At 53.6% G+C, this 14,078-nt stretch carries 12 protein-coding genes; 3 read left to right on the plus strand and 9 right to left on the minus strand.

From position 1 onward, the window contains the following. Positions 1–64 precede the first annotated feature (64 nt). The 7 genes from yajC to MK110_09255 all read right to left on the minus strand — a co-directional run bounded on the left by yajC (position 65) and on the right by MK110_09255 (position 8,699). Positions 65–451: a preprotein translocase subunit YajC gene (gene yajC / locus MK110_09225; GenBank protein ID MCH2211472.1), complete on the minus strand. Its 387-nt coding sequence runs from the start codon at positions 449–451 to the stop codon at positions 65–67. 177 nt (positions 452–628) lie between these two features. After that, complete coding sequence (gene tgt / locus MK110_09230; protein ID MCH2211473.1) at positions 629–1,750, minus strand: tRNA guanosine(34) transglycosylase Tgt; 1,122 nt, start codon at positions 1,748–1,750, stop codon at positions 629–631. A gap of 96 nt (positions 1,751–1,846) precedes the next feature. Then, positions 1,847–3,796 carry a cation acetate symporter gene (locus MK110_09235; protein ID MCH2211474.1) on the minus strand — a complete coding sequence of 650 codons (1,950 nt, stop codon included), beginning with the start codon at positions 3,794–3,796 and terminating at the stop codon, positions 1,847–1,849. Next, positions 3,793–4,044, minus strand: a complete 252-nt coding sequence (locus MK110_09240; GenBank protein MCH2211475.1) for a DUF485 domain-containing protein — start codon at positions 4,042–4,044, stop codon at positions 3,793–3,795. Before MK110_09240 ends, MK110_09235 begins: the two co-directional genes overlap by 4 nt. Beyond that, positions 4,044–4,190: a hypothetical protein gene (locus tag MK110_09245; GenBank protein ID MCH2211476.1), complete on the minus strand. Its 147-nt coding sequence runs from the start codon at positions 4,188–4,190 to the stop codon at positions 4,044–4,046. The genes MK110_09240 and MK110_09245 overlap by 1 nt, the downstream gene beginning before the upstream one ends. A gap of 235 nt (positions 4,191–4,425) precedes the next feature. Then, complete coding sequence (locus tag MK110_09250; protein MCH2211477.1) at positions 4,426–5,868, minus strand: DUF1501 domain-containing protein; 1,443 nt, start codon at positions 5,866–5,868, stop codon at positions 4,426–4,428. A gap of 2 nt (positions 5,869–5,870) precedes the next feature. Beyond that, positions 5,871–8,699, minus strand: a complete 2,829-nt coding sequence (locus MK110_09255) for a DUF1549 and DUF1553 domain-containing protein (protein ID MCH2211478.1) — start codon at positions 8,697–8,699, stop codon at positions 5,871–5,873. Positions 8,700–9,282: 583 nt separating this feature from the next. On the opposite strand from MK110_09255, the gene MK110_09260 reads away from it, so the two are divergent. After that, positions 9,283–9,546, plus strand: a complete 264-nt coding sequence (locus MK110_09260) for a DNA-3-methyladenine glycosylase I (protein ID MCH2211479.1) — start codon at positions 9,283–9,285, stop codon at positions 9,544–9,546. A gap of 143 nt (positions 9,547–9,689) precedes the next feature. Here MK110_09260 and MK110_09265 read toward each other — a convergent pair whose 3' ends face one another. After that, on the minus strand, positions 9,690–9,926 hold the full coding sequence (locus MK110_09265; GenBank protein MCH2211480.1) for a hypothetical protein: 237 nt from the start codon (positions 9,924–9,926) through the stop codon (positions 9,690–9,692). 453 nt (positions 9,927–10,379) lie between these two features. Next, entirely contained in the window at positions 10,380–11,222 is an 843-nt protein-coding gene (locus tag MK110_09270) for a DUF547 domain-containing protein (GenBank protein ID MCH2211481.1), read from the minus strand. Positions 11,223–11,492: 270 nt separating this feature from the next. On the opposite strand from MK110_09270, the gene MK110_09275 reads away from it, so the two are divergent. Both MK110_09275 and MK110_09280 read left to right on the plus strand, forming a co-directional pair. Continuing rightward, positions 11,493–12,449 carry a universal stress protein gene (locus MK110_09275; GenBank protein ID MCH2211482.1) on the plus strand — a complete coding sequence of 319 codons (957 nt, stop codon included), beginning with the start codon at positions 11,493–11,495 and terminating at the stop codon, positions 12,447–12,449. 324 nt (positions 12,450–12,773) lie between these two features. Further along, positions 12,774–13,955: a M24 family metallopeptidase gene (locus tag MK110_09280; protein ID MCH2211483.1), complete on the plus strand. Its 1,182-nt coding sequence runs from the start codon at positions 12,774–12,776 to the stop codon at positions 13,953–13,955. Positions 13,956–14,078: the final 123 nt, after the last annotated feature.

The raw sequence follows: 14,078 nt of genomic DNA on the forward strand, positions 1-14,078 counted from the left end.
AATTGATCTGTGTAAATTGATCTGTGTAACTCTGCTCGCCGATGGACGGTCAAAGTTTCGGTCGTTACTTGGCGGCGTCTTTTCTGTCGCTCAGCAGTTCCTGAATACTGTTCCGGGTGAATCTGATTCGTGTACTGTCGTCGGTTTTCAGTGTCACACGGTCCTCAGAGACCTCAGCAACCGTGCCAATGATGCCGCCAACAGTAACCACTTTGTCATTCTTCTTCAGATTGGACATCAGCTGTTCGTGCTGCTGACGTTTTTCCTTCTGAGCTTTCAGTTGAGGTCGCATGACAATGAAGTAAAAAATGAATCCGATAATAACCATTGGCAGCAGCGACGCCAGTGGATTTGGCTGTTCGACCTCCGTTGCACCACCGCCACCTGTGTCGCCGGCTTGTGCGATAATCAGGAAGTCATTCAGACCGAGTATGAATCGATTCCAGCTCACTGTTTTCACCAATCGAGTCCAAACGGACCAGAAATTCACCAGTAAAGAACACTTCGGAGTGAGGCAAATTCTTCACTGGTTCATGAGGAGGTTGTCGGGTAGAGCAATTTCCGGAAAACCGGCCGCGAATACGACTGATCTCCTGCCCGTGGCACGACTTCCGTAAAGACGCGGATCTTAGGTCTGGCCGTTCCACTGGGCAAGCTGATTCGCCCGGAACTCAGCCACTGTACCGTTGTTTACTGCAATTCGGAGTTCACGCACCAGCATCTGGTAAAACGTGGTGTTATGGAGAGACAACAGGATAGGTCCCAGCATTTCCCCTGAGATGAACAGATGTCTGAGGTAAGCTCTGGAATATCGTTGGCAGGTTATACAGCAACATTCCGCATCCAGGGGGCTTTCGTCTCTGGCATGCGCCGCATTTCGCAGGCGAATTTTGCCACGGCTGGTGAATGCCATCGCGTTGCGGCCGTGACGTGTTGGCATCACACAGTCAAAAAGATCGATTCCCCGACTAACTGCTTCAATTAGATCCGTAGGCGTGCCGACCCCCATCAGATACCTTGGACGGTTCTCCGGAAGCTGTGGAACTGTGAAATCCAGTGTTGTGTACATGTCAGCGGGAGACTCGCCAACACTGAGTCCGCCCACCGCATATCCCGGGAAGTTCAGAGGAACCAGTCCTTCGGTTGATCTTGTCCGAAGAGCTTCATCGATGCCGCCCTGAACAATTCCAAACAGGGCCTGGTCGGTCCTTTGTTGGGCATCCTGACAACGCTGAGCCCACAGGGTTGTCCGGTCGACCGCCTGACGCAGTCTTTCCGGAGAGTCGTCAGCCGGAGCACACTCGTCGAGGCACATAATGCAGTCAGCCCCCAGATCCTCCTGAATCCGGATAGCTCGTTCCGGTGACAATTCCAGCAGGCTGCCATCGATATGCGACCGGAAGACCGCCTTTTCGTCATCCAGCTGTCGAAGCCGAGCAAGACTGAAAACCTGAAATCCGCCGCTGTCGGTCAGGATCGGGCCTTCCCAGTCCATGAAACGATGAAGACCGCCCAGATCACGTACCAGTTCGGAACCAGGACGCAATGCCAAATGGTATGTGTTTGCCAGCACCATTTGGACACCGGCCAGCCTCAGCTGTTCCGGCAACAGGCCTTTCACAGTTCCCAATGTCCCAACCGGCATGAACGCCGGAGTTTCCACATCACCATGAGGCGTTGTCCACCGACCTGCGCGTGCGAATGTTTCTGAATCGACCGCTTCCAGTTTGAATGAAAATGCACTGGCCACAGAGTTGAGAATGCCGGAGGAGATTCAAATTGAAGAGTTCCGGCTGCAGATTGGCCATTCCAAACCACACCGGACATGCGTTTACGGAGGGCTGGTTTACACCGTGTTCTGACCGCTCTCCCGTGTCAGCAAAGAAACCATAATCAGAGTCGCAAATCCAAGTGGGATCGTGACGATACCTGGCTGGGTAAACGGTGTGTAACCTCCCGAATCAATGCCGTAGACTTTCTGAAAGGTATCTGCGCTGAGCAGAATCCAGCCAAGTGAGGAGGTCATCCCCACGATGATGGCCGCAATCACCCCCTGGCGAGTGACACCCCGCCAAAACAAAATCATAATCAATGCAGGTAGGTTAGCAGATGCCGCAACACTGAATGCCCAGCCAACCAGGTAGCTGACGTTCAGTCCTCTGAAGACAATCCCCAGCACGATGGCAATTCCACCGACAAACACTGAAGAAATTTTTGCGACCCGGACCTGCTGTGCATCAGTCAGCGGATCACGGCGAAAATTACTGACCAGATCATGAGTCACAGCGCCGGCGGAGGCCAGAATCAATCCACTGACCGTTCCGAGTACCGTTGTGAACGCGATTGCGGAGATTGCCGCAAACAGCCACGTATTCATACTTTTCGCCAGCAGTGGGGCGGCCATATTGGTGTTCGTGACATCCATGGCTCCGCTGGTCATCGCTCCGAGCCCGAGATAAAGGGTCAGTATGTAGAAGAAGCCGATACTGGCGATACCCACGATTGTGCTTTTCCGGGCACTCTGTTCATCTTTCACCGTATAATATCGAATCAGAATGTGCGGCAGCGATGCGGTACCGCAAAACAGGGCCAGCATTAACGAGATGAAATTCAGCCTGCCCCAAACATCTGTACCTCGGATTCCGGCAAATCGTGGATGTTCACCGGGGCGGAGAATATGGCTGCCGGGAGTATTTTTCTGATAGTAGATGGTTGTGGTGATATCGTCTGAGACTTTGACAGCCTTGCTGCGCCACAGCACAATTTCACTATTCCGCAGAATACTGAAAAAAGAACTCAGACCGACGGGACCGGTTGATTTCTGTCCATTGGGAAGTCGGCTGATATATCCGATCGGATGCAGTTCGGCTTCTCCCTTTTTTGTGCCCCGTTCTTCCCCGTTGACGAGGTCAGGCTGTCCGGTCTGTTTCGTAATGCTTTGTGCTTCCACCACGCGGACCGATTCCGCACCTTCTTCGGAATCAAGAAACCAGTAAGTTGTCCGGTCAGAGTCAGGATCTTGAAGCCGCAGGAATTCCGGCGAATCTTTCCAGACTCCTTCCGGTGGTACGATTTGCCGACCGCCCAGTTCCGGTATCGGTACGTCACAGGATTCGAGAACAGAGCGTGACACATTGAAGGTTGTAAATTCGTAGCCGTCTTCACCACCGTTCCTGACTTCGAATCCACGGTCAAGAATGAGCCAGGTGAGAATTGCGCTGAATACGACCAGCAGTGAACCCTTCAGAAACTGTACCCATGTGGTGGACACCATGCCGGCTGTCACCACGATCAGGATCACCACGGCACCAACCAGCAGGACTCCCTGCCAGTGTTCAAACCCCAGCAGCGGCTGGACGAGAACTCCGGCACCAACCATCTGGGGAATGAGATAAAAGATACTGACCACCAGAGTGCTGATACCGGCCGCGGTACGAATTCCGGACGAATTGAATCTTGCATCGAGCGCGTCCGCGAATGTGAACTTGCCCAGGCGCTTCATCGGTTCGGCAACTACAAATAATGCCACAATCCAGCCGGCCAGATATCCGATTGAGTACAGGAAACCGTCATAGCCGTAAAACGCGATCATTCCGCAGATACCAAGGAATGATGCGGCGGACAGATAATCGCCGGCAAATGCGATTCCGTTAACAAACCACGGTATTTCACCGTGCGCTGTGAAATAACCGGCTGAAGATTTTGCTTTTCGACCGAACCAGAAGCTGAGTCCCAGTGTGAATCCAACGAACAGAAAGAACAGCACAACCGCTTCCGAAGCAGCTTCGTAAATCACGGAGCACCTCCGTCATTTGTGGAGTTTGTCTGCCTGTCGTACTGCCCGGCAAGAAATCCGTAAACGATGGAAAGGACGAAAGCGATGATGATCAGAGCGAATCCGTACAGGATCGCCAGGTTCAGACCACCCAGCGGAGTCCACTCCATGACTTGAGGAGCCAGGGCGTTGATCAGCACAAAACCGGTGTAGATCACCAGATAGACACAGAACAGTGTCATACCGAGTGGATTGCTGCGTGTTTCCATCAGACGCTTCCGGAGGTGGTAAGTTTTGAGCCAGGCAGCATAGGAGAAACGTTCAACAATCGCGAGCGCTGGTTATTTCTGCGACCTTTTGATGCTGCGGCAATACGATGCAGCGAACGACGAATGTCTTTCGGTCGTTGGGGCATTGACGAAAATTTCCAGTTCGTCGTGTGATACCACTGTGTGTTGCGCACAGCCGTCGATGAAGCCAATTGCGGCAGAATCAGAAATTGTTATCGCGACCTGATCAAAACCTCAGGAATCGGATCGCGACTGAACTGGTGGAAATTCGGATGATCTGTGCAGCCAAAAGTCTCACGACCGCGCCCGTGATTCGGGAAATATCCAAAACACACTTTGGCGATGCACGATGCCGTCGTATTACGTCAGGACAGCATCGACAACCTGACCGTGGACATCGGTAAGCCGGAAATCGCGACCCTGATAGCGGTAAGTGAGTTGTTCATGATCAATCCCCATCAGATGGAGAATGGTCGCCTGCAGGTCATGAACGTGCACGGGATTCTCAACGGGCATATAACCGAGTTCATCGGTTTGGCCGTAGGAAAATCCGGGTTTCACGCCCGCACCGGCCAGCCAGATCGTAAAAGCGTGTTGATGGTGATCACGGCCGATGTAAACCTTACTGCGACCTTCAGCCATGGGCGTGCGTCCGAACTCTCCTCCCCAGACAACCAGCGTGTCTTCAAGTAATCCTCGTTGCTTCAGATCGGTGATCAGCGCGGCCGTTGCCTGATCCGTCTGCTGACAACGTTCCACGAAACTGTAACGCAGGCTTTCACCCCGATCCTGACCGTGTGAGTCCCAGCCCCAGTGATACAGCTGGACAAAACGTACGCCACTTTCCACCAGCCTTCGGGCCAGCAGGCAATTGTTTGCGAAAGACCGGCGGCCCGACTCGATTCCATACAGTTTGTGAATGTGTTCAGGTTCCCGATCCATCGCCATTAACTCCGGAACACTGCGCTGCATCCTGTAGGCGAGTTCGAACTGTTCGATTCGTGTTGTGATTGCCGGGTTTCCCACCGACCGAAGTCGTAATTCATTTAACGCCCGAATTCGGTCAATTGTCATCCGGCGCTGCTGACGACTCATCCCCTCCGGATCGTTCAGGTAAAGTACGGGGTCCCCCTGAGATCGCAGCCGCACTCCCTGATGAATTCCCGGCAGAAAACCATTACCCCATAGAGATGTGCCGCCGCTGGGTCCGCGTTTGCCGGACATCAGTACCACGAACGCCGGGAAATCCTGGTTTTCAGTGCCCAGACCGTAAGACAGCCAGGCACCCATACTGGGTCGGCCCAGGATGGGCGATCCGGTCTGCATGAATAACTGTGCCGGTGCATGATTAAATTGATCTGTCTGCATCGACTTCACAAAGCACAGGTCGTCAACAATTCCGGCAAGGTGAGGAACATGTTCCGACATCGTGGCACCGCACTGACCATGACGGCCGAATTTGAACGGCGTTCCCAGCAGTTTAGGATGCCCCTTAATGAACGCGAATCGCTGCCCCTCATGGAATTCAGCAGGACATAACTGACCGTTCAACGCCGAAAGTTTTGGCTTGTAATCATACAGGTCCAGCTGTGACGGTCCTCCTGCCATGTGGAGGTAGATGATGCGTTTGGCGCGTGCCGGAAACTCGCCTGTTTTTCCCGCAACTGGATCTGATGACGCCGTCAGCGGGTTTCCGAATATGTCATTTCCCATCAGCGATGACAGTGCCATCGCACCCATGCCGGTCGGACAGTTCGACAGGAACCAGCGTCGGGTATTCTGAAGCAGACTGAATCGATCCATACTTAGTACTTTGTTAATGTTTCATCCAGGTTAAGCAGCACGTTTCCAATAATCGCCCAGGCAGCCAGTTCGGCTGTTGTGACGCCGGACGGCGCGGCATTGACAGTGTTGCCGTCGGAAAAGATTCGCGCCGCCGCCGGGTCAAGCGCATAGATTTCGACGTTTTTACGGTAAAGTTGGCTCAGTTGATCAATTTCCTCCGGCGAAGGCTGTCGAGCTACGCACAGCCGGAACCCGTAGGCTGCCTTTTGACGGACATCTCCATCGATCTCTGTAGCCATGCGGCGTCCGAGTGCGGCGGCGCACTGAACGAATACCGGGTCATTGAGCGTGACCAAAGCCTGTAACGGTGTATTGGTTCGCGGTCGACGTTCCACACAGATGTTGCGACGTGGGGCGTCAAAGGTAATCATCGAAGGATACGGGGCTGTACGTTTCCACCACGTGTACAGTGCGCGTCGATACTGCTGGCCCTTTGTGCTCAGCTCCCACTGTGTGCTGTAACTGTGAATCTGTTCGAAGACCCCTGGTGGCTGATAAGGAAACACACCGGGACCGCCTGCCTGCCGGGTCAACAGTCCGCTCACAGCGAGTGCGTTGTCGCGTATCATTTCGGCATCCAGTCGGAACACCGGACCGCGGGAAAACAGTCGATTGTCCGGATCACTCCGAAGCCGATCGGGAGTCACAGTTGACGACTGACGGTACGTTGCTGACATGACGATTAGTTTTTGCATGGCCTGCAGATCCCATCCACGGGACACAAACTCTGTGGCCAGATAATCGAGCAGCATTGGGTGGGACGGAGGAGAACCCTGAATTCCAAGATCTTCGCTCGTTTCCACGATGGCTTTGCCGAACAGCAGTGCCCAGATACGGTTCATCGTTACGCGTGCCACCAGTGGGTTTTCCGGTCGCATGAGCCACCGCGCCAGTCCCAGTCGATTGTATTGCTCATTCTGCGGCCAGGAGTGCCATGCGGCAGGAACACCAGCCCGGACCTGTTCACCAGGATCCAGAAAGCTTCCGCGATGTAAAATACGGGTTTCACGCGGTTCGTCGTTCTCGACCATGATCAGTGTGGAGGAAGGGGCTGATTTTTCTTCCAGTGTCTGGACTTCCTCCCGAACCGACGCAAGCAGCGGAGTGACTGTTCGGAAGTAGTTCGTCAGCTGAGTACGCTGAAGTTCCGTACGCCGGTTGTTTGGTATGTTCAGGATTGCGAATGTTGGCAATGGCGCCAGTTTATCTTTGACCGGTTCCTCGGTACTGTCGTCGGAATACGTCCACAATCGAAAACGGCCAACACCGTGGCCAGCTAACCGGGAATCATGGGACATCCGGATCCGCAGATGCGATCCTTTCGGGATGTCTTCCGTTTGATCGCCAACAAAGGTTGCATGGGCCTCTTCCTGATCGGTGCACCACCGGGTGTTCTGATCGTCGTCAATCGCGCCGGTGATGTTGCTGCCATCTGCCTGGTAGCTGGCGATCGCAGACTGAAGGGGAACCCGCTGCCACATCTTCCGGCGGCCGGGGGCGGAGTAATCCAGCCGAATGCTGCTAAGGTCAAAATTGCCGCTGTCTTCGTCCCGTCCCGGACCACCGTATGGAAGTTTTTCATGCCTGAGGACCTCAATGCCGATGCCGGACAGATCAGAAGTCGGTACAGGAAACGATATTTCATAGACATCGTGATCAGGATTTTTTCCACTCGCCAGAATTGAATGATCATCAAGCAATTCAAGATCAGCCCCACAGAGCGATTTGATTTCGGTCGGTACAATGATGTTCCACCTGTTGCCGGCTGCGATTTTAGCTTCCCAGCGGAGCTGTCGGGCGGCAAGTTCCGGATGGTCACCTGCGTACTGCCTTCGTAATTCTGTGAGTCGGGTTCTGTACTTTGCGATGGCGGAACGTTCCAGTGGACTTGTCGCGCTGATGGTGCCTCGCTCTGCAGCTGAATCTGCAGAGTTGTTGAAGAATGCGTACAACCGGAAGTAATCACGCTGGCTAAACGGGTCGTACTTGTGGTCATGGCACTGGGCACAGCCCATCGTGGTTCCCATCCACACGGTCATGGTCGTGTTCACGCGATCAATGACCGATTCAACACGAAACTGTTCGGGATCAGTTCCGGCTTCGTAACAGAACGGTGTGTTGCGATGGAAACCGGTCGCAATCTGCTCACTGTCGGTGGGATTCGGCAGCAGGTCACCGGCAAGTTGTTCGATCGTGAATCGATCAAACGAAAGACCTCGATGAAACGCGTCGATGACCCAGTCTCGATAGAGCCAGATGTTTCGCGTTCCATCACTTTCATAGCCATGTGTATCGGCGTAACGCGCCAGATCCAGCCACCACGCCGTCATTCTTTCGGCGTACTCCACTGACTGCAGCAGTCGGTCAACGACCGTTACGTAGGCATCGTCAGACTGATCGACAACAAAGGCTCTTACTTCTTCAGGTGTGGGCGGTAAACCGGTCAGGTCCAGGGTCACACGGCGAATCAGAGTTGTCCTGTCGGCAGCAGGTGACGGTGCCAGCCCTTCCTGTTCAAGTCGATGCAGAACAAAAGCGTCGATTTGATTCTGTGCCCACTTGTTGTCACGGACAGGGGGAAGTTCCGGCCGCTGAGGCACGCTATAGGACCAGTGATCATCTTCAGATGATTCGGCGGCGTTACCAGGAGTTGCACTATTCATAACGGCGACTGACAGGACCAGTGTGCACAGGAAGTATCCGTGCCATGTGTCGCCGGTAAAACGGTTGCCGATAAGCTGTGCGTGGGTCGTGTTCCGGGTCAGCGTTTGTGTTTTCAGAGTAGTCATTGAGGCGTCTCAGTAACAAATGTGTGAGATCCGTGTGGCTGTGAATAGTGCAGCAACTGCAGGACTCGGCCGTTCAACGATACCTGTTGTTTTCACTCTATCGGTTTTTTCCCTTCATTCAAATGCTAACAGGCCGCAGAAAAACAGGTTGTTTGCAGTCAGATACACATCCACAATCGGTCTTTGTCTGCGGCAGGTTCAGGCAGGCAGGACTGCCGGAAAACTGTTCGCAGTGAGGATAGCAGTTGCTGGTAGTTGCCTGTCAGCCGGGGCAGTGTGGCACGATTAATTGACTTGCGAAGTTTTTGGTCATGACTTTGGTGCGTATTGATTAAGAGGGGACACTTCACACGTGGAAAAGTTTCGAGAGTAAAGGCACAAGCTGCACGTTTTGTATTGCTGCAGTCCGGCAGATCACGGGGCCTGATCCGAGATGACCGGCAACAGGTTACAGTGTTGTATTCAGGTGAACGCCGCGGTTAATTCGGACGAGCCGAAATATCTGCTTTACCAGTGACGATGGTTTCACTCGCTGCCGGCGGGGATGCGGACACCGCGATTATCATCGCTCTCATGACGAAGAATGAAGGCGTTCGCTGATTTTGATTTTGCAAACATCGCTGAAGTCAGCGAAAATGATGTTGAACGGCTCTTGAAGGATGACGGCATTGTCCGTCACCGAGGAAAATTTATCGCCACTTTCAACAATGCTCGGCCCGCGATCGAAATCGTCGAAGACTGTGCTCGTCCGGGCGGGAACCACTGCCGGCGGGAACCACTGCCGGCGGGAACCATAGTCGCCGGATCCCCTGCACTGTTGCCGTGCGTGCACAAAACCAGTGTCTGATCCTGGACCGTCACTGTGATCGAACAGAAGGGGAAATGCCTGAGGAACCGGTATTCATTCGGGATTCGAAATTCATCGAAGTCGCTCGTCGAGTCCGGATCCCGGTCCGGTGCTGAGAAAAATCGACCCACGAAACCATCGAATCAGTTAACCGCATCCGGATAAAGGCGTCCTGAACGCCCGGGAGGAAGTGTTTCCGGTTCGCGTGGCAGACCTCGCAGCAATCTCTGCTCAGCGGCTCGACGTTCGATGGTACGTGGTCTGTCAAAGTCGCGCGGGCGTGCATCCAGTGCTGGTCCAATTGCAGGATCAAAGAATGGATCGTTGTGTTCGTACGAAGCTCGTTCCGCCAGTGGATGCGGTCGGAAGAATGTGGGCATTCGGGTGTTTTGTGGCGTAATACAGCCGCCGAATGCACAGCACAACAGGCCTGAAGTCAGACACTGCAGCAAAAATGAACGGGATTGACTGGATGTGAGATTCACGTGCCGCGTCGTTCACTTAAAACGGGATATACCTGCCTGGCCGCTCATGACACGCGTCAAGCGTCATTATGGCTGACCGATGAACGAGGTTTGTAGCGACGATCAGGGACTTACAGCAAGACGAGATTGGCAGAATCTGCCGGTGTTGATCGGCTAATTCTGCCGAACTCGTCAGTTTCATACACGAATGCTTTCAATCATTCCGACGTGGCCTGTGAATTCGCTTTGACACAGCCAGTGATAATTCCTATTGTCTCGGCCTTCCGTACAAAACAGCAAACGGACTTGCTGAGTTGCGGAGCCGAAGCGGTACTGCCATGGATGGCGTTGGCCGCTTTTTTTATGCGCTCAATGCTGTTCGTTGAGGTGCCAGTCATAATCCAGATAGCTGACGCGAAGTCGACCGGATACGGCGACTTTTTGTGCGGCCTGTGTCGGCAGCCAGCGAGCGATTGTTTTGAGCTGATCTGACTGATTGCTGCCGAAGTCTGAAGCGAACCACTTCAAAATGGACGATAGCTGAATCTCTCCGTCGCTGTACCGGAAGTTCCGCGGATGAAGAAAAAATTTGCGGGCACTTGTGTCCAGTTGATTCTGGACAGAGTTGGGTTTGTAGGATTCGTTGAGCAGTCGTGGACACCCGACTGAAGCGCAGACAATCGCGAAATGAACGCGCGACTCGTTCATTTTTAGAAGAATTTCGTGTTCGATTCGATTCAGTGAGTACGGGTGACCATCGACGAAGAGTTGCAGGTGTTTCCAGATGTTGTATCCGGAGGCACTGGGCGTGTGATTGCGGATGCTGCTGGTTGGATATTCCCTAAGGATTCCGTGAATGGTGACCGCGTTGTAGGCGTTGATCCAAAAAGCCAGCACAGCATCCGCGGATGACGTCCTTGTTCTTTTGCCCGTCGACAAATGGGCCAGATACTGTTCCAAACTGCGTCGGTCGGCGATATTGGTGGCCCACCTGCCGTAATTTACCATTCCGTGTTCGTTCACGTAGGCTTTTAGCAGTCGATCCCATCCTGAATGATCGATTTGTTCGAGCGGCGTAGTTGCCCGGACGCGTGTTCCTACGTAGACCTCTTTCTGACCGATCAGACTGAAGGCAGCCATTCCTGCAGTAGTCGCTAACACCAGAGCTATCAGGCGTTTCGTCAGCATTTTTCTGAGGAGTTTGTGTGGCATCATGCATGGTCGTTCGCTGTAGACGGTCACTGACCGCTGATTGTGGCGCCGCAGAAATCCTAACGAACAAGCATTCGAATTTCGGTAAGGTGTCGAATCGGAGCTGCCGCTCCGGTTAATCAAACACGGGTACACCAGCAGTGGCGGTACCCCATGGAATTAACGGGGCTGCTGGGTTGTATCGCGAGATCTGATTAGCCAAAGTCTGGTCCTGCCGTTATGAGTCTGTACTGATCGTTAAAATGTGAAATTCAGAGAGTGACAGAGCTGATGGACGTCCTGAACAGGGTTGTTGCCGGGGTTGCTATGCCGGAGTCCCGGCCGTGGGATGCGGCCAATCTTGATTCTGCAACCCGGGCCGCCGTTCGGCAGGCGTTTCATCTTGCGTCTTCCATGGGGATTCCTCTGCAGCTTGTTACAGCCGTTAACGAACCGGAACGTCCTTTTTTTGATTCCGGGGTTGATACAGATCAACAGGCCGTTGTGGATCAACAGGAGGCGAATCAGGTACTGACAGATCTGAAGTCTGACTATGTGAAGCTCAATGTGCGAGTCTCAGGTAAAGTTGTATTCGGACAGCCCTGGTTGGAAATCATGCGAGCGGCTGAGAATTCACGACGGACGCTGATCGTTTGCGGTACACAAAATTCAGGCGCTGTCCGTCGGCTTCTGTTTGGCACGACCGGAATGCGGTTGCTGCGGCATGCGTCCGGGCCGGTCTGGCTGGTGAAGCCGCGCGCGGACAACGATGCCGTTCTGGACGTACTGGCGGCGACGGATCTTTCGGAGGTCGGTAGAGATGTGATCGCCGCCGGTGTGACATTGGGTCGCGCATTGCCGGTACAACTGACAGTCATGCACGTCCTCGATGGACTTGAGGACCGTCAGGTGGTGCGCGGCGGTGCATCGGAAGAAGAAGTTTTGAATTGGCGTAAACAGGTCAGGGCTGACGCTGAAATCCAGTTGCAGGATCAGCTGGCGGAGACTGACTTCCGAACACTGTCGCAGGGTGTGCGAACACAGATGACAGAAGGCGTTGCCGATACCTGTATTTTGTCGGGGATCGAGGAATTTGATGTCGACCTGCTGGTCATGGCCAGCTCCGGACGAGGTGGCGTTCCGGGACTCCTTTTCGGCAACACGACGGAACGACTGCTGCCTGAACTTCCGTGTTCTCTGTTGGTGGTGAAGCCGGATGATTTCGAGTGTTCGGTTGTTCTCAGCTGAGACGTGGCAGTCGAACTTCCCCAAAATCGGCCGGAATCGTGGAAACAGGACGTCTCTGGATTTTGCGGGTGCTGCCGGGCTTTAGACTGCCGGTGTCGTGTTGTTTGAATCAGCACCGACAGATTCAGCCTGCTCCGGAGAGTTTTCATTGGCTGTCTTCGGGTTGGTCCGCAGGACTTACTGTGAATGACAATTTACTGTACTGAACTGATATCCGGTTTCATACGAAGAACTTGCATTGGGTCAGGCCTCTGCTGATTACAGGCTGCGTTCCAACATCAGATCGGACGTCATTAGTGTTTGTATGATCGATGGTGAATAAATATGTTTGACCTTTCGGCAATTCAACGAGCCCTGAAGCAGTTCGGGTTTGATGGCTGGTTGCTCTGTGACTTTCGCGGAAGCAATCTGCTGGCACGCCGAATTATGGATATTCCGGAGGAGATGACGGTTTCCAGGCGATACTGCTGTTTCATCCCTGTCAGCGGTGAACCACAAAAAATTGTGCACCGCATCGAAAGTGGCGTCCTGAATCATCTGCCTGGTGAAACGAGAGAGTATCTGACATGGCAGGAACTGGAGTCGGCTCTGGAAGCAGTCGTTTCCGGCAGTCGGCGAATTGCGATGGAATATTCCGCCCGGAACGCCAATCCTTACATTGGACGGGTGGACGCAGGCACGATTGAGGTCGTCAGGGGCTTCGGATGCAGTGTGGAGAGTTCCGGTGATTTGATTTCTCTGTTTGAAGCCACGCTGTCTGACGCTCAGTTTGACGCTCATCTGGCTGCATCAGAGGTGACCTGTGATGCCTTTGAACGGGCATGGCAGTTCATTGCAGAAAGAATTGGAACCCGCGGCGAAGTTGAGGAACTGGCGGTTCAACAGATCATTCTGCAACATTTCTCTGACTGCGAACTGATCACCAGCCATCCTCCGATTGTTGCGGTGAATGCAAACGGCGGCAATCCCCACTACGAAACAGGATCTGCTTCCGATACGGTCATTACTGCGCAGAGTTTTGTACTGATCGATATGTGGGGGCGCCACGACCACGATAATGGCATCTATAGCGATCTGACACGCTGCGGTTATACGGGGAACAACGTGCCGGATCACTACAGGGATGTTTTTAAAACGGTTGCTGCAGCGCGTGATGCGGGTGTCGATCTTGTGCGTTCCGAACTGGCCTCCGGACGACCGCTTCAGGGGTGGCAGGTAGATGACGCTGTGCGTGAGGTGATCGTTGCTGCAGGTTATGGAGAGGCCTTCTGTCATCGGGCCGGTCACAGTCTGGGGCGCGAAACCCACGGCAACGGAACTCACATCGACAATCTGGAAACACACGAAACCCGTCAGATCCTGCCGCGGACACTATTCACGATTGAACCTGGTATCTACCTGCCTGAGTTTGGCATTCGCAGCGAAGTAAACGTGTTCATCCACGCAGACAACACGGTGCAGGTCACGGGTGGTGAAATACAGCAGGAACCGCATCGGATCGTGTGATCCGGTCCCCTGCGGTTCAGGTCATCGACAGGTCGCCAAGCATCCTGCCGAAAACCATAAACCATTTTACGAAGTCTGTATTTGGCTTCATAACGGGCATTATCCGTCCGTCCGTCGGCAAGT

This window comes from Fuerstiella sp., from assembly GCA_022447225.1.
Taxonomy (GTDB): domain Bacteria; phylum Planctomycetota; class Planctomycetia; order Planctomycetales; family Planctomycetaceae; genus S139-18.